We start from the raw sequence: 16632 nt of genomic DNA, 5'->3' as shown, positions 1-16632 counted from the left end.
ACAGCACCACACCCAATGCGAAAATTTATAACTGTTAACCTAATCTCCCGACAAAAACAACACTCTAAAGATAAAATCGAAACAACTTTATTAAAAAATTAGAATTCTCCTAAGTCGATTTTTACAGAGAAGATGTTGGAATAGAGTGCGATGCTTTGATCGCCGACATCGGTAAGTGCATAGTCTACGGAAATGCCTTTGTATTTGAAGCCGATACCGATGTTGGGCTGGAATGTAAGTTCTTTGTCGTCTTCGAATGTACGTTCGTACTGGAAATTGTTGACACCACCGCGCAGGAAAACCATGTTGTCATAGCCAATCTCGAATCCGACCGCTGGCGAAATGCTGACTGCACTAGTAGAAATAAGGTCATTGGTCTGCGCAAACTGGAAATTTAAATCGACTTCGCCTAACACATTAAATTTATCGTTGATTTGGAAATTCTTCCCTATTCCTAGCTGGAGTTTGGGTAGTGTCAGCTCTATAGTTTCTTCAGGAAGCTCGTTTACTGTTTCCTGATTTCCGGTTCCGGGTTCGGTAACTGTGATGGTGTTTAATTCAGCTTCATTGATGCTCCAGGCATTGAATGTGGTAGTGATGTCACGCGCCATTAATCCAAAATAAAATTGGTCTTCGGTACGGTATTGCAATCCTAAATCGATTCCGAATCCGAATGAACTTGCAAATTTCCCTATGTGGCGGTAAACAACTTTGGCGTTGGCACCGACTGAAATATCTGAATTCCCTAAGAAATATCCTGCATAACTTAAACTCAATGCATAGTCTGCCGTTGAAAATTTGCTGATGCGATCATAATCTATATTTCCCTGACTGTCAATCAACTGAGTGGTATTCAAAATATCATCAACCCCAAATCTGTAAAGTGAAAGACCTACTACTGCATTGTTTTCCAACGGAATAGCTCCAGCTAAGTAATCGTATTTGGCAATACCTTGAAAATATTCGGCGTGCATGGCTGCAATTTGTGGTCCGTGGTAAACTTCGGTCAATCCGGCAGGGTTCCAATAGGTGGAATTCACATCGCCAGTATTGGCAACAACTGCATTTCCCATTGCAAACGTGCGTGCATCGACACCGATGCTTAGGAATTCGTTGGAATATTTACGTGTGACTTGCGCGAAACTCAAGGTTCCGGCCAAAACGAGAATAGATGTAATTTTCAGTCTCAAAATACGGTTTCATGTTTAAGGTTTAAGGTTTAAGGTTTCAGATACCATTCATTAAACTTTGAACTTGAAACTTTGAACGTTAAACTAATTTTGCTTGGCAAAAATCGATTGTTTTGTTTAAAACACAAAATCTGATTTTTTATTGCGTTGCAAATGTTGTTATCTTCGTAGTTCGTTTTGCGAAGTTTGTTTTGCGAAGTTCGCTTTTAATTTATTTAAATGAAACTTTTTACGATACCGAATTTATTGACGCTGGGAAATTTGTTTTGTGGGTGTTTGGCTTGTATCATTATAATCAATGGAACATTTGAAGATAAAATTATTCCAATTCTTACAATTCTTATAATTATGGCTCTTTTATTTGATTTATTAGATGGAATGGTGGCTCGTAAATTAAAATTATCAGGCCCGATCGGAAAGGAATTAGATAGTTTAGCCGATGTTGTATCATTTGGACTGTTGCCTTCATTATTAATGTTTAAACTATTTGGTGGAACTATAAGTTTAAATAAAATACTCTACTATTATTTTGATTATAAAATTATTCCATATTTCGAAATTCCAAAATCAACTCCTTTATTTTCTGATTTTCTATTTTTATTTTCTATTCTTATTGTTTTATTTTCAGCATTAAGATTGGCTAAATTTAATATAGACGAAGATCAAAGCTATTATTTTAAAGGGATGCCGACTCCTGCAAACACAATTTTGATTTTTTCAATTTACGTTTATTGTATAAATAATGTTATAGGTTTTATTGCTCCATATACTTATTATTTAGTAATATTAACATTACTAAGTTCATTTTTGCTTATCTCAAATGTTCCTCTCTTTTCATTTAAATTCAAAGGATTTGCGTGGAAAGACAATCATTATAAATATGTATTCCTTATTATAAGTATCATCCTTTTGGTATTGTTTCAAATTACAGCTTTGCCATTCATCATTTTATTGTACATCCTTATATCTATTATATTCAGAAAAAAAATTGTTCATGCTTAAATTACACAAACCCATTTGTTTTTTCGATTTGGAAACGACCGGAATCAATGTTGGATCTGACCGCATTGTAGAAATATCCATTTTAAAAGCTTTCCCCAACGGAAACAAAGAAAGCAAAACTTTGCGCGTCAATCCCGGAATTCCGATTTCGAGAGAAGCAACTGCTGTTCACGGAATTTCCAATGAAGATGTTGCAAATGAACCTACTTTTGCACAATTGGCTCCTCAAATTTGGGAAATGTTGAAGGATTCGGATTTGGCTGGATATAATTCCAACCGTTTTGATATTCCACTTTTGGCAGAAGAATTTCTGAGAAATGGATTTGATTTTGATTTGGAAAAACACCGTTTGGTAGATGTTCAAGTAATTTTCTTCAAAAAAGAACCGCGTGATTTGACTTCAGCATATAAATTTTATTGCGACAAAACTTTGGAAAATGCGCATTCAGCCGCTGCCGATGTAGAAGCTACGTATGAGATTTTCAAAGCCCAGGTGGAACGATATGATGATTTGGAAAATGACATCAAATTTTTGAGTGAATATTCATCGCAACGCAAAACCGCAGATTTGGCGGGAATGATTGGGATTGATGACAATGGCAATGAAGTTTTCAATTTCGGAAAATACAAAGGTCAAACTGTCAAATCAGTTTTTGACAAAGACCTGGGCTATTACAGCTGGATTCAAAATGCGGATTTTCCGCTTTATACCAAAAAGGTTTTGACGAAAATAAAATTAAAATCTTCGGGATTGTTTAATTCTTAAGTTCTTGGTTTGCTATAATTAACTTTAAACATGAAACTTTAAACTAAAAATTATGACTTCAACAATTATATACAAAGGCGAATACAGAACCGAAGCGGTTCATTTGCAATCGGGCACACAGATCGAAACGGATGCGCCGACAGACAACAACGGAAAAGGCGAACGCTTCTCTCCTACCGATTTAGTGGCAACGGCTTTGGGCAGCTGTATGATTTCGATAATGGCGATGTCTGCCGAACCTCGCAGGATTTCTCTTTTGGGAACGACTTGCGAAATCACTAAAATCATGGTTGCCAATCCTCGTAAGATTGGAGAAATAGTTGTGAAAATTAATATAAAGGGTCAGGATGCTTACGATGAAAAAGAAAGGACAATTCTTGAACGTGCAGCGATGACTTGTCCGGTAATCGAAAGTTTGCATCCGGATTTGAAGAAGTCGGTGGAATTTGTTTGGCCGTGATTTATTATTATAAATGTTGAAACGAAGATTCAACGAAGTCAATTTTAAATTATTTAAAGCTAAACCAAATAAATCAAATCTATTTATCCATCAAACTTTAAACTTAAAACCTTAAACTTTAAACTGTAATTTAATGTAATTTTGCACGATGCAAACAGTGGTAGTAGGATTATCGGGCGGTGTGGACAGCAGCGTTGCGGCGCATTTACTCAAAGAACAAGGTTACAATGTGATTGGGCTTTTCATGCGCAATTGGAACGATGCCTCAGTGACTTTGGAAGACGAATGTCCGTGGATTGAAGACAGTGCCGATGCACTTTTGACGGCAGAAAAATTAGGAATTCCTTTTCAGGTAATCGATTTGAGCGATGTTTACAAAGAACGAATCGTGGATTATATGTTCGCCGAATACGAAAAAGGGCGCACACCAAATCCAGATGTTTTGTGTAACCGCGAAATTAAATTTGATATATTCCTGAAAACTGCTTTGGAATTAGGAGCGGATTTTGTCGCGACCGGACACTATGCACGTCGTGAAGAAATCGAAGTTGACGGTAAAAAAGTCTATAAATTACTCGCTGGAAAAGACAATAACAAAGACCAATCATATTTTTTGTGTCAATTGAGCCAGGAACAATTGAGCAAAGCTTTGTTCCCGATTGGTGATTTGGAAAAACCTGAAGTGCGAAGAATTGCGAAAGAATTGGATTTGGTAACGGCTGATAAAAAGGATTCACAAGGTTTGTGTTTCATTGGAAAAGTAAGTTTGCCTGATTTTTTGCAACAGCAATTGAAACCAAAATCGGGAGAAATCATCGAAGTGAATTCCAATCATTCAATTTTCACTGAAGAAAGGCCTCAATTTTTCACAAAATGGGAAGAATTGGCGCATGAAGCGCAAGGGATTTCTTACCAAAAAGATTTCGGAAAAGTAGTTGGACAGCATGATGGCGCACATTATTTCACCAAAGGACAGCGAAAAGGGTTGGGTGTTGGTGGAATGGTTGAACCCCTTTTTGTGTTGGATACGGACGTTGAAGAAAATATCATCTATACCGGACAAGGCAGCTCGCATCCGGGATTGTTCAAAAAAGCATTGTACATCCAGGAAGAAGAAATTCATTGGATTCGTGAGGATTTAAAATTAAATGCTGATGAAACTTTGGAAGCAATGGTAAGAATCCGCTACCGTCAGCCTTTGCAAAAAGCGACTTTGCACAAAGCTGCAAAAGGTTTGTATATCGAATTTGAAAATCCACAATCTGCGATTACCGAAGGACAATTTGCTGCCTGGTATTTGGATGATGAGTTGATTGGGTCGGGAGTTATTAATTAAACAATTTTGAATTTTGAATTAATTGAAAACATTTAAAATTCAAAATAATTTAATCCGGTTCGTAATCCAAAGGAAGCAGATTTGCATTTTTTTCCCAGGTAAAATACCCTTCTGTGAGGAAATCTGCGGGTGGATGAAAATTTCCGTTGGCTACGATTTCCACTAATTTATCTCCGATCAATTGAATGACTGAGACTTGGTTGCCAATTAAATTTTGACCTTTCATCATACTAACGTAATCCGAATCTTCTTTTTCATTGATGAATTCGACATCGTACAATCCGTCAAAATTCATGAAAACTGATGAACCATTTTTCACAACCAAACTATCATAGGGGACTTCTGCTTTGATGAGTGTCTGAATAATTTTAGCAGGAGGATTACCAATATTTATAGTTTCGCCATTTTGCTGCATTTTTTTCAAGGTTTCCTGATACTTTTTATAGGATGGATTTTCCTGACGCATCAAACGATTGATGACAAATCCATTTTCTTTTAATTCTTTTTTATATAATGAACGCATAAAATGCATGATGGAACCATAATAAGATTCCTGACGATTTTTGTTCCAGCGTTTTTGTTTGCTACTGTTACCTTTCATTTCGTTAAACAAAACCGTTCCCGCCATGTAACTATAATTCGATTTATAGTCAATAAAGAATTCAATCAAGTCGTATTCAAGTGTATATCCTAAATAAGAGTTGGTAATAATGATTGGTGCTTTGGCTGTAGCCGTAATTATTCGATTTTCTTTATCATACCGAAATCGAATTACTTTTGGATTTAAAATTTCACATTTCTGGGCTGCTTGGTTTCTTCCTAAAAAATTTTGTTTAAAAATCCCGAAATAACGTTTCCATTCTTCTTCAGTCATTGAAACAATTACTGCTTCGTCTAAAGCTACCGCATTTTCATTTAATTTAATCTGAAGATTGGATTGTGAAGAATTTACAGATAGGAAATGATTTTGATAATTTTCTTTTCGAAATACCAAATTGTAATTTCCACTGGGAATCGATAATGAAAAATTCCCGTCTGAATTTGTATAAGTTGAAATCGAAGAGCCATCCACATATACCAAAACGTCGGAAATAAAAAACCCAAATTCATCAGAAACTTGACCGTTAATCTGAATTTGGGTTTTCCCTACAAAGGGGATTATAAGTAAAAGAAATAATAAATATTTCATTATTTTTTTGCAGGCGGTGGAAATTTAGCCATGATTTCTGAAATTGCATCGGGAATATCTTCGGCTTTTCTTTCCAAATCGGAAACATTCAATCCGCTTCCCGCTCCCTGCCAAATCAATTTGTTATTTTTATCATCAACTATATCTACGATGATTGTACCGGAAGTATATTGGTAAACACGCGAAGGACTTCCCCAATATGGTCCGTAACCCCAGCCGTAACCATTGTCGATATTAATTTTCTCTTTTGAGCTTGCCAAAACATTTAAAAGTAGATCGGGTGAAGTTTCAACTTTGGTAAAACCTTTTGCTTTCATTTCATTGTCGATTGACTGAACGATTCTTCTTTTGTCTAAATCATTCAATTCCAATTTATCAATTCCTTTTTGGTGGAAATTGTAAGTTTTGTATGCATTGAAATCAGTTGCTCTGTCAAAATCATGCGTTACACGAACTGTACTACATGATGTTATAAAGAAAGAGGATATAATAAATAATAAACTGTAGATTTTCATAATTCGTAATTTTATAGGCTAAATTTAAATCAAAAATCGTTCCGATATGAATTTTTAACACAATGAAAAAAGCCTGAAAAAATCAGGCTTTGAATTATTTATATAAAAAATTTATCTGAGAATATAAGCTAAAGCAAAGCTCAACTGAGATGTGTTATTATTATTATTTTCTAAATCACCTTCCACTGAATCCAGCAGACCATAATTATATCTTAAATTAAATTCAAAATCGCGGGTAATACTATAACCGAGCCCTAAGCCGAAAGACAAATCAAAACTTTTAAATTTTTGATTTGGCATCTCCAATCTTTCGATATTATCTCCTATTTTAAATGCAAATTGCGGTCCTCCTTCCACAAAAAATTCACTTTCCTCATTTGAAAAATAAAATTTAGCCATGATTGGAACATTGATATAATTGAGAAATACTGGTGTTTTAATTTCGCCAGTTTTCCAATATTCACCTTGCATAGAGTATACTACCTCAGGCTGAACAAAAAACATATCATTGTTATCGATTGGAATTAAAGCCAAAGCACCTATTTGACCTGCTATACGAGGCACAGATTCTCTGTGGACAAGCCTCAGATTGGTGTAGTTCCCTCCGAGTTTTGCTCCATATCTTACTTGGGCTTTCGCTAGAATTGAAAGGGAAAAGAAAAATAGAAAGGCTAATAGAATTTGTTTTTTCATAATTTATTTTTTGGTTGGTATAAATTTGATAAAGCAAATATAAAAAACTTTATCGTTTTGGTTATAAATAAAAAGAACCTGAAAATTCAGGTTCTTAGATTCAATATTTTACTTGAGGAATTATCCTAAAACTTTAGCTACAGTAACACCGATTTCGGCTGGAGAATCAACCACATTGATTCCACATTCTCTCATGATTTCCATTTTTGCCTGAGCGGTATCGTCTTTTCCTCCAACGATTGCACCTGCGTGACCCATTGTTCTACCTTTTGGAGCAGTTTGTCCAGCGATGAAACCAACAACTGGTTTTTTAGAACCACTTTCTTTGTACCATTTTGCAGCTTCAGCTTCCAATTGACCTCCGATTTCTCCAATCATTACAACCGCTTCTGTGTCAGGGTCATTGATGAAAAGTTCTAAAGCTTCTTTAGTCGTTGTTCCGATGATTGGATCACCACCGATTCCGATTGCTGTAGAAATTCCGTATCCGGCTTTTACAACTTGGTCAGCCGCTTCATATGTCAAAGTTCCTGATTTAGAAACAATACCTACTTTACCTTTTTTGAAAACGAAACCTGGCATGATACCTACTTTCGCTTCATCTGCAGTAATAACCCCCGGACAGTTTGGTCCGATAAGCGTTACATCTCTGGTGTCGATATAAGCCTGAACTTTTACCATATCACCTACCGGAATTCCTTCCGTGATGCAAATGATAACCTTGATTCCTGCTTCTGCAGCTTCCATGATCGCATCTGCAGCAAATGCCGGCGGAACGAAAATGATACTCACATTGGCACCTGCCTTTACTACCGCATCTTTCACTGTGTCAAAAACGGGCTTATCCAAATGAAGCGTCCCTCCTTTTCCCGGAGTTACACCACCAACCACGTTGGTTCCGTATTCTATCATTTGTTCTGCGTGGAAAGTACCTTCTTTACCTGTAAATCCTTGTACGATTACTTTTGAATCTTTGTTAACTAAAACTGCCATTGAGTATATTTTTGGTAGCGCAAATGTATTGATTTTTCCCTTGTTAAAAAAACTGATTTTTATCTCTCTGACAATGCATACAATGCAAAACTCGCGAGCCAATGTTCGCCTTCATAACTTCCATCGGTAATTGATGGTAAAGAATAATCCAAATGTTTGTCGCCTTCATTTTTCAAATGACCATATTTTTCAGGATAATCCTTTGCCAGACGATAGAACACCCAAGCTCTGGAAAAATTTAACCCGTCCAAATGGACCAAATGCCCGTCTGTTCGGTCAGATACTTTCGCTACTTCAAATGAAAAATTTTTATCCTTTAATTGGGGTAAAAACTTATCTAACCATGCCAGAAATTCATCTTTATTTAATATTCGCTGCATCAAACCGACTTCTTCCAGACAAGGAGAAAGGAAATCCATACCGTCAGGTTCCCAAGAAATAGGACAGTTCTCATCTTTCAGATAAAGTCTTTTTGAATTTTCTTCTAAGCTCAATTTTAATTTTTCATTTTTAGAATGGATAGCATAATCGTAAGCAAAACTCATCCCGAATGCAGAATTGGTATGTGTACCGACGCGAAGCGGGTAATTTAATTTTGGAAGAAATTCTATGTATCTCTGAATAATCAAATCAGAAAGCGGTTGCAAGTTTTGGGATAATTCTTTTCCAGTTGCATCGTTCCATGTATCTAATTCTTGTTGCAATTTTAAAAGCCAGGTCCAGCCGTACATTCTTTCGTAAGCGTATTCCTGTTTTCTTTTAAAATAATTAATTTCTCCCTGTATGTTTCCTTTTGAAATGTTTTGTTTTAATTTTTCAATGATGGAATCTCGTTTATCCAATTCTGGGAAATCTTTGAGTAATTTGACCAAAGACCAATGTCCATGAACGGAAGAATGCCAGTCAAAACATCCGTAAAATGCAGGATGTAATTCTACCGGAGTACCTAAATCGGAGGCAGAAGAAAGCATTTGTCCCGTTTTGTTTGGAAATTCAACCTGCATACATTTCAAAGGGAGAGCAGCAAGTCGGTTCGCTTGTTTTAAATCTAATTTAACCGAAGATTCATCAACTTTGATTTGGGTTTCTTTATTCTCCTCATTTTTCTTTTCGCATGAATGAATTAAAATTGATAAAAGAAAAAGAAGTATGAATGTATTTCTCATGAATTAAGTTTTTATAAAAATAGGAATTTAATCCAATAAAAAAGGGAACTCATTTCTGAATTCCCTTTGGATTTTATATATCAAGATTCTGATTAGAACGGATATTCATAAATTTTTGATTCGTGGAAGTAAGGGTGACCGGTAGGTTCCAATTTCAATTTGCTGATTCCAAATTCAAATACTACATAAGTAAATAAACCTGCAATGAATGCCAAGGCTCCGATTTCAAGGAATCCAAAGTTATGGAAAGCTCCTACTGCAGCCGGCATGATTTGATTGTAAAAATCCCAGTAGTGACCTAAGATGATTACAAATCCCATTGCAAAAACCAATTCTGATTTTCTTTTTATGCTTGAACTTATCATGATCAACAATACTGCAACGAAGTTTACTGCCAACATCCAGAAATAACCAGTGTATTGTGCAATACGCTGTTGGAAATATTGAACTTCTTCAGGGATGTTTGCATACCACTGAAGCATGAACTGCGCAAACCATAAGTAAGTCCAAAGCAGGCTGAATCCGAACATGAATTTAGCCAAATCATGCTGGTGGTTATCGTTGAATTTAGGCAATGAACCTTTTCTTTTCAAATAGATTGAAATGATTGCCATCGTTGCCAATGAAGATACCAAGTAGCTAACCATTCCGTACCACATGAACAATGTTGAATACCAGTGTGGGTCTAACGACATAATCCAGTCCCAAGCCATTGCCGGAGTTGTCAAAGCAAACACAATCACAAACAAAACTGAACGTGTATATAACTGACTGTAAACTTTTCTGTCTCCGTGAGTATCATCCAATTTTTTCGTTGTTCTTTTGATCCACACTAAAAATACAGACCAAAGAATTACATACAAGAAACTTCTGAATAACCAAGAAGGAATGTTTAGCCATAATTTTGCTTTCGTAGCAATGTATTTGTCATAATTATCACCAGTAGGGTCAATCAATGATGTATCCATCCAGTGATACAAATGGTTTCCATGTAATGCTGCTCCAACGATTACAATTAATATCAAAGCTCCACCTACAGGAATATAAGTAGCGATTCCTTCCATCACTCTTGTAACAACCATAGACCAACCTGCGTTTGCTACAAATTGAATGCTTAAGAAAAACAATGCTGCACCTGCGATTCCCAATGCCAAATAAGATGGTACTAAAAATGCTGCCCAGGGACGATTGGCCAATTGATTTTCCAAATGGTGCGTATGTTTTGCGTGCTCCTCTGGAGTATGATTTATATGTTGGAATTCGGCAGATTGGTATTCACCGTAAATCATTGCCGGATTTTCTTTTACGAAATTTTCAATAAAATGCGGATCATTTTTGTCCTGAATGTTTAAAAATAACCCTATCGCATATAGCAGGATTCCTGCACCAATAAGTGCAAAAGATGCCATTTTCAATCTTGGGGAAAATTTATATTGCATGATAATTCTTTCCTTTATTGTTGATTTGTATTCTCTGTTGATAACTCAGCCGGAGCTTCTGCTGCAGGGGCTGAAGCTGTCGCGGCTCCTGCGGCTTGTAAATTTTTCGCTCTCAAATTCATTACATATTCTGCAACTCTCCATCTGTCCACTGCTGTTAACTGAGAAGCATAAGAACCCATTGCATTTCTACCGTACATGATAACATGGTAAACAGAACCTACAGTTAATTCTCTTTCTGCATAAGTCGGAACTCCTGAATAAGCTTTTGACTGAACGATACTTCCTTGTCCGTCACCCGCTGCTCCGTGACAAACGGAACAAGTCTGACCATATAATTTCTCTCCTCTTTCCAAATCCTTTTTTCTATTTGCGGGATCCAGTGGAGAAGCTGTAATTGCTTTTGATTTGTTGTAATCGTCAAGGGTATTTTTCAATTCCCATGGAAGAATTGCCGTTTCGTCTGTTCTGGAAACAGTTCCATCAACCGGCCAAAGCGCAGTCATGTTTCTGTGTGCTGCAAACAATGGAATGTCTGACTTTTCTTCTCTTTCCGGATACTCAAAATCGGCTTCCATGTAAGGATCATAAGCTACAGGATAGTACATGTCCGGCATGAATACTATACTTGGGCTTCTTTTCTTATCTGAACAAGAAGTCAATGCTATAGCTGCTGCACCGATTAATAATAAATATGTTATTCCTCTTTTCATTTTAATCTTGTTCTATGCTATATTTAAATCTCTTACGGTTACTTCTTCTGCTCCCGTATTTATAAATGCTTCTTTTACCTTATCTATATCAGAAGATTCAATTTCCATTAAGAACTTGTCATCCGTTGTTCTTGGATCCGGATTCTGCGCTTTTGCTCCCGGATACAATTTATTTCTGACAAGAAATGTAAGCGACATCAAGTGAGCAGCACAAAATACTGTCAACTCAAACATGATCGGAACAAATGCCGGCATATTTTCCAACCAGCTGAACGAAGGCTTTCCTCCGATATCCTGCGGCCAGTCATGGTTCATCATGAACCAAGTCATAGTCGTTGCCAATGTAGTTCCGTATAGTCCGTAGAAAAATGCCATATCTGAAATACGGGTTTTCTTTAGTCCCATTGCTTTGTCTAGTCCGTGAACCGGAAACGGTGTATAAATTTCTTTGATGGCAATTCCTTCTTTGTTAAAAGACCTCACTGCTTTCAATAAATCTTCATCGTCACCGTAAATGCCATATATAGTTTTAGTGCTCATGATGATGGTCGTCTTCTGTATGATGTTTTTTATAGCTTTCGCCCGATGATTTCAAAATTGTCTTTAATTCAGCCTGTGCAATTGCCGGGAATGTACGTGCATACAATAGGAATAACACAAAGAAGAATCCGTTTGTTCCGATGAAAATCCCCACGTCAACAAATGTAGGCATAAACATTGTCCAACCTGATGGTATGTAGTCACGTGATAAGTTGATTACGATAATGTCGAAACGCTCAAACCACATCCCTGTATTTACTACGATAGAAATAACGAATGTCCAGAAGAAACTTCTTCTTACTTTTCTGATCCAAAGTAAACCAGGAACCAAAACGTTACAGATAATCAATGCCCAGAATGCCCACCAGTAAGGACCTACAGCTGCTCCAGGAGAGAAGTATGTAAAGTCTTCATAACGGCTACCAGAATACCATCCAACCCAGAATTCAGTCAAGTAAGCTACTGCAACCATACCTCCGGTTACAACGATTACGATGTTCATCAATTCGATATGCTGTCTGGTGATATAATCTTCTAAATGCATTACTTTACGCATCACACTCAATAAGGTTTGCACCATCGCAAATCCTGAGAAAATCGCACCCGCAACGAAATAAGGTGGATAAACCGTTGAGTGCCATCCTTTAATTACAGATGTCGCGAAGTCAAATGATACAATCGTGTGAACGGAGAATACAAGCGGTGTACAAAGTCCGGCCAAAACCAAAGATAATTCTTCGTGTCTCTGCCAGTGTTTTGCTTTACCACCCCATCCCATACTTAGGATTCCGTATATTTTCTTTGAGAAAGGTTTTTTAGCTCTGTCTCGGATCATTGCAAAGTCAGGAATCAATCCCATGTACCAGAAAACTACCGATACTGAGAAATAAGTCGAGATTGCAAATACGTCCCAAAGTAATGGTGAATTAAAGTTAACCCAGAAAGATCCAAAGTTATTTGGAACCGGGAATACCCAATACCCAACCCATGGACGTCCCATGTGGATAACCGGGAACAATGCTGCCTGAACAACCGCAAAGATAGTCATCGCCTCTGCTGAACGGTTGATTGACATTCTCCATTTCTGACGGAAAAGTAATAATACGGCAGAAATCAAAGTTCCTGCGTGACCAATACCTACCCACCATACAAAGTTGGTAATATCCCAAGCCCATCCAATGGTTCTGTTAATCCCCCAAACTCCGATACCTGTACCAATTGTATAAGCGATACATCCTAATCCATAAAGAAAAGTAACCAATGCGATGCTGAATGCAAACCACCAAAGTTTACCTGATTTATTTTCAATCGGACGTGCAATGTCTTCGGTAATATCATGGTAGGTCTTGTGTCCTATAATTAAGGGTTCCCTAACCTGTGATTCGTAATGTGACATATTCCTTTCTAACTAATTTCTAAATTAAACTTAAGCTTGTTTTCCGTTTACCTCTGTTCTGTTCTTCACTTTTACGTGATAGAATACATTTGGTTTTGTACCCAATTCTTCTATCACACGGTAAACTCTCTTATCTTCACTCAACTTGGTAATGTCGCTTTCCGCATCATTTACATCTCCGAATACCATTGCTCCGGTTCCACAAGCTGCTGCACATGAACAAGCATCTTTAAATTCTTCGTCGGAAACTCTTCTTCCTTCTTTTTTTGCTTTCAAAATAGCTGCCTGCGTATCCTGGATACAGAAAGAACATTTTTCCATAACCCCTCTTGAGCGCACAACTACATCAGGATTCAAGACCATACGACCTAAATCATCATTCATATTGAAATCAAATTTATCGTTGTGTGCATAGTTGAACCAGTTGAAACGTCTTACTTTATAAGGACAGTTGTTTGCACAGTAACGAGTTCCCACGCAACGGTTATAAGCCATCATGTTTTGTCCCTGACGACCGTGTGAAGTTGCCGCAACCGGACAAACTGTTTCACAAGGTGCATGGTTACAGTGCTGACACATCATCGGCTGGAAGATTACATCCGGATTTTCTGCTGCAGGTTTGATCAACCTTTTGTACATCGCGGCTTCCGTTTTATCTTCTTTTGCGTCTTCTGTTAATCCTTCTAATTGAACTTTTTGAGTTCTTGTATTGTCTGTTGTATCTGAATAGTAACGGTCAATTCTCAACCAGTACATATCACGAGACATTCTCATTTCTGCTTTACCAACAACTGCAGTATTGTTCTCTGCCTGACAAGCAATCACACAAGCACCACAACCGGTACAAGCATTTAAGTCAACAGATAAATTGAAATGAGGACCGAATGAACGGTCATGTGAACGCCAAATGTCAACTTCTCCTGTTGGTGAAGTTCCTCTCCACGTTGGCATCACTGAAGGCTCATTCCACTCTTCAGTCGGTTTGTTGATAAAATCTGCCAAAGTCGCTTGACGTGCAATTTCATAACGTCCCATCAAAGTGTTCTGCATCTGCATACAAGCAAATTCATGTTTGTCACCCACTTTGGTACGTTTAATTTCAACATTTGTAACTGCGGAATTTCCATTCACATAAAGAGGGAATGCATTTACTCCTATTCCATTTGCAACTTTCCCACCTTTGGTACGTCCGTAACCAAGTGACAATCCAACTGTTCCGATGGCTTGTCCCGGCTGAATAAATACAGGAACATTCTCAATGGTAACTCCGTTAGCAGTGATATTCACAAAATCTCCGTCAAACTGCATACGTCCGTTTGTAACGTTTGCATTTTCTGAAGTTTTAATTTCAAAGTGATGAGCGTCATTAGGATTCAATGTTACATAATTGTCCCAAGAAGCTCTTGTGATTGGATCAGGTAATTCCTGCAACCAAGGATTATTTGCCTGAGAACCGTCTCCCATTCCACATTTTGTGTACAATTGAAGTTCCCATGCGCTTGCTTTTGCTCCTGCTAATTTGGAAACTGCAGCACTTACATCACCGGAAGCAGTTAATGAAGCTGTTTCAGTAGACTCATTGTATCCGTTGTAAAGTGCCTGATTGAAACTGTATCCTAATTGAGAAAGAATTGTACTTTCCCAGTTTGATTTCAAATAAGTGAAATATTCAGTTGCTGCTTGTCTGTAAGAATCTTTTGGTGCAATCAATTCCATAGAATTTGGATTTGCATTCAAAGTATCTGTTGGAATTGCATTTACGTTTACAGCATCTTTCATCCAAGTCAATAATGAATCCTGGAATTGTCTTGTATCAAATATTCTTTGAATCGTTGGTTGCTGCAATGAATAAACCCCAGTAATCGGGTTTACGTCATTCCAAGATTCCAATCCGTGAGGAACCGGTGCAACTATATCTGTTAACTCAGCAGTTTCATCCAGCTTTTCGGACATTGCCACCTTCAATCCAATTTTAGAAAAAGCAGCAGCGATTTCTTTTGATTTTGGATGGTTGTAAATAGGATTTGCCTGGAACATCAACAATGTACCTACATTTCCTGATTTAGCATCAGCTAAGAATTGATTGAATAATTTATCGTTTGATTCTTTTAAAAGAACTACTTTATTTTTTGAAACCGCAGCAGAATTAATCAATTGGTTGATTGCATAACAAATTGCAAACGCTTCTTTGCTACCATCTCCCAATACAACTGCATTGGAACCTTTGATTTTAATTTCCTGAGAAATTGCTAAAGCTACTTTGTCAGAAGTTCCGCTGGTCAATCCTTTGTAAACTTCAGCCAGTGTTCTTAAAACATCGGTTTGCTTCATTGGATAACGCGTATCTGCGTTAGCTCCAGTCATTGTCAAGTTACTCTCAACTTGTACATGACGAAGCATGGTCGGTCCGGGTTTGCGAGATTTCGCATAACCATCCTCAAATCCACCTCCATTATAATCTCCTAGGAAATCAGCGTTGAAAGAAACAACCAAGTGCGCAGCTGTCAAATCATAGAACGGCAAACTTCTCTGACCGTAAACTTCTTCCGCTGCATCTAAAGCTGGAGAATAATTTACTGCGTCATAAACAACATGCTCTACGGTTGGATATTTGCCTTTGAATTCCTGAATTAATTTTTTAGTCGTCGGACTTGGAATGGATGAAGTCAAAACAACCACTTTCTTTCCTGAGTTCGATTTCAAATTTGAAAGAACTTTTTCATCTAATTTAGCCCAGGAAGTTGGTTTGAATTTTCCGCCTTCTTTTACCAAAGGTCCTCTTACTTTGTCAGAATCATACAATGACAAAACGGCTGCCTGAACTCTTGCATTTGTACTTGCAAAATATTTAGCAGATTTGTTTGTATTAATTCTAATCGGACGCCCTTCTCTGGTTTTGATCAATACGTTGGCGTAATCGTATCCGTCGAAAATCGTGGATGCGTACCAAGTAGGAACTCCAGGTGTAACGTTGTCCGGCTTTACCACATAAGGTATGGACTTGATTACAGGGGCCTCACACGCAGCCAACGTTACCGCAGCTGTGCTGAATCCTAATAATTTCAAAAAGTCACGTCTCGAAGTTTGAGATTCTTCCATTGCTTTACTGTTTCCGATAAAATCCTCTACAGGAATTTCATCTGCAAACTCTTTGGAAGCCAACTGCTCAGTTAATGACTGATCGTTTAGTTCTTCAAAACTTCTCCAATATTTGTTTTTAGAAGCCATTTATAC

At 37.4% G+C, this 16632-nt stretch carries 15 protein-coding genes; 4 read left to right on the top strand and 11 right to left on the bottom strand.

Going from position 1 to position 16632, the window contains the following annotated elements; translation table 11 throughout:
- Nucleotides 1-98: 98 nt before the first annotated feature.
- Complete coding sequence (locus B8977_RS13645; RefSeq protein WP_394334479.1) at nucleotides 99-1190, bottom strand: putative type IX sorting system protein PorV2; 1092 nt, start codon at nucleotides 1188-1190, stop codon at nucleotides 99-101.
- A gap of 219 nt (nucleotides 1191-1409) precedes the next feature.
- Here B8977_RS13645 and B8977_RS13640 point away from each other — a divergent pair, with 219 nt between their 5' ends.
- From B8977_RS13640 to mnmA, 4 genes are all read left to right on the top strand, one after another.
- Nucleotides 1410-2192: a CDP-alcohol phosphatidyltransferase family protein gene (locus B8977_RS13640; protein ID WP_084018603.1), complete on the top strand. Its 783-nt coding sequence runs from the start codon at nucleotides 1410-1412 to the stop codon at nucleotides 2190-2192.
- A complete protein-coding gene (locus B8977_RS13635) occupies nucleotides 2185-2958 on the top strand; it encodes a 3'-5' exonuclease (RefSeq protein ID WP_084018600.1) in 774 nt (257 codons plus the stop codon). Before B8977_RS13640 ends, B8977_RS13635 begins: the two co-directional genes overlap by 8 nt.
- A 52-nt stretch (nucleotides 2959-3010) precedes the next feature.
- Nucleotides 3011-3418, top strand: coding sequence for an OsmC family protein (locus tag B8977_RS13630; protein ID WP_084018597.1), 408 nt, complete (start codon nucleotides 3011-3013; stop codon nucleotides 3416-3418).
- A gap of 148 nt (nucleotides 3419-3566) precedes the next feature.
- On the top strand, nucleotides 3567-4754 hold the full coding sequence (gene mnmA, locus B8977_RS13625) for a tRNA 2-thiouridine(34) synthase MnmA (RefSeq protein ID WP_084018594.1): 1188 nt from the start codon (nucleotides 3567-3569) through the stop codon (nucleotides 4752-4754).
- 49 nt (nucleotides 4755-4803) lie between these two features.
- On the opposite strand, the gene B8977_RS13620 is transcribed toward mnmA, so the two are convergent.
- The 10 genes from B8977_RS13620 to B8977_RS13575 form a co-directional block, all read right to left on the bottom strand.
- Nucleotides 4804-5943, bottom strand: a complete 1140-nt coding sequence (locus B8977_RS13620; protein ID WP_084018591.1) for a carboxypeptidase-like regulatory domain-containing protein — start codon at nucleotides 5941-5943, stop codon at nucleotides 4804-4806.
- Entirely contained in the window at nucleotides 5943-6458 is a 516-nt protein-coding gene (locus B8977_RS13615; protein ID WP_084018588.1) for a DUF4136 domain-containing protein, read from the bottom strand. Before B8977_RS13615 ends, B8977_RS13620 begins: the two co-directional genes overlap by 1 nt.
- A 111-nt stretch (nucleotides 6459-6569) precedes the next feature.
- Nucleotides 6570-7151: a porin family protein gene (locus B8977_RS13610; RefSeq protein WP_084018586.1), complete on the bottom strand. Its 582-nt coding sequence runs from the start codon at nucleotides 7149-7151 to the stop codon at nucleotides 6570-6572.
- 120 nt (nucleotides 7152-7271) lie between these two features.
- Nucleotides 7272-8144, bottom strand: a complete 873-nt coding sequence (sucD, locus tag B8977_RS13605) for a succinate--CoA ligase subunit alpha (protein ID WP_084018583.1) — start codon at nucleotides 8142-8144, stop codon at nucleotides 7272-7274.
- 59 nt (nucleotides 8145-8203) lie between these two features.
- Nucleotides 8204-9310 carry a DUF2891 domain-containing protein gene (locus B8977_RS13600; protein ID WP_084018580.1) on the bottom strand — a complete coding sequence of 369 codons (1107 nt, stop codon included), beginning with the start codon at nucleotides 9308-9310 and terminating at the stop codon, nucleotides 8204-8206.
- Between the two features lie 92 nt (nucleotides 9311-9402).
- Entirely contained in the window at nucleotides 9403-10749 is a 1347-nt protein-coding gene (locus tag B8977_RS13595; protein WP_084018577.1) for a hypothetical protein, read from the bottom strand.
- A gap of 14 nt (nucleotides 10750-10763) precedes the next feature.
- Nucleotides 10764-11462, bottom strand: coding sequence for a c-type cytochrome (locus tag B8977_RS13590; RefSeq protein ID WP_084018574.1), 699 nt, complete (start codon nucleotides 11460-11462; stop codon nucleotides 10764-10766).
- 12 nt (nucleotides 11463-11474) lie between these two features.
- Nucleotides 11475-12005 carry a DUF3341 domain-containing protein gene (locus tag B8977_RS13585; protein WP_084018571.1) on the bottom strand — a complete coding sequence of 177 codons (531 nt, stop codon included), beginning with the start codon at nucleotides 12003-12005 and terminating at the stop codon, nucleotides 11475-11477.
- Nucleotides 11992-13398 (bottom strand): NrfD/PsrC family molybdoenzyme membrane anchor subunit, encoded by a 1407-nt coding sequence (gene nrfD, locus B8977_RS13580; protein WP_084018568.1) that lies wholly within the window; start codon nucleotides 13396-13398, stop codon nucleotides 11992-11994. Before nrfD ends, B8977_RS13585 begins: the two co-directional genes overlap by 14 nt.
- Before the next feature lie 30 nt (nucleotides 13399-13428).
- A complete protein-coding gene (locus B8977_RS13575; protein ID WP_084018565.1) occupies nucleotides 13429-16626 on the bottom strand; it encodes a TAT-variant-translocated molybdopterin oxidoreductase in 3198 nt (1065 codons plus the stop codon).
- Between the last annotated feature and the right edge of the window lie 6 nt (nucleotides 16627-16632).

The sequence above is a fragment of the Moheibacter sediminis genome (assembly GCF_900176425.1).
Taxonomy (GTDB): Bacteria; Bacteroidota; Bacteroidia; order Flavobacteriales; family Weeksellaceae; genus Moheibacter; species Moheibacter sediminis.
The sequence above is the reverse complement of the archived record's forward strand: the minus strand, read 5'-3'. Positions and strand labels throughout refer to the sequence as shown.

Bases quoted from the DNA above. Each gene is read 5' to 3' on its own strand.
- sucD (WP_084018583.1), bottom strand. From the start codon at position 8,144: ATGGCAGTTTTAGTTAACAAAGATTCAAAAGTAATCGTACAAGGATTT.
- B8977_RS13600 (WP_084018580.1), bottom strand. From the start codon at position 9,310: ATGAGAAATACATTCATACTTCTTTTTCTTTTATCAATTTTAATTCAT.
- B8977_RS13595 (WP_084018577.1), bottom strand. From the start codon at position 10,749: ATGCAATATAAATTTTCCCCAAGATTGAAAATGGCATCTTTTGCACTT.
- nrfD (WP_084018568.1), bottom strand. From the start codon at position 13,398: ATGTCACATTACGAATCACAGGTTAGGGAACCCTTAATTATAGGACAC.
- B8977_RS13615 (WP_084018588.1), bottom strand. From the start codon at position 6,458: ATGAAAATCTACAGTTTATTATTTATTATATCCTCTTTCTTTATAACA.
- B8977_RS13575 (WP_084018565.1), bottom strand. From the start codon at position 16,626: ATGGCTTCTAAAAACAAATATTGGAGAAGTTTTGAAGAACTAAACGAT.
- B8977_RS13610 (WP_084018586.1), bottom strand. From the start codon at position 7,151: ATGAAAAAACAAATTCTATTAGCCTTTCTATTTTTCTTTTCCCTTTCA.
- B8977_RS13640 (WP_084018603.1), top strand. From the start codon at position 1,410: ATGAAACTTTTTACGATACCGAATTTATTGACGCTGGGAAATTTGTTT.
- B8977_RS13630 (WP_084018597.1), top strand. From the start codon at position 3,011: ATGACTTCAACAATTATATACAAAGGCGAATACAGAACCGAAGCGGTT.
- B8977_RS13620 (WP_084018591.1), bottom strand. From the start codon at position 5,943: ATGAAATATTTATTATTTCTTTTACTTATAATCCCCTTTGTAGGGAAA.
- B8977_RS13590 (WP_084018574.1), bottom strand. From the start codon at position 11,462: ATGAAAAGAGGAATAACATATTTATTATTAATCGGTGCAGCAGCTATA.
- B8977_RS13635 (WP_084018600.1), top strand. From the start codon at position 2,185: ATGCTTAAATTACACAAACCCATTTGTTTTTTCGATTTGGAAACGACC.
- mnmA (WP_084018594.1), top strand. From the start codon at position 3,567: ATGCAAACAGTGGTAGTAGGATTATCGGGCGGTGTGGACAGCAGCGTT.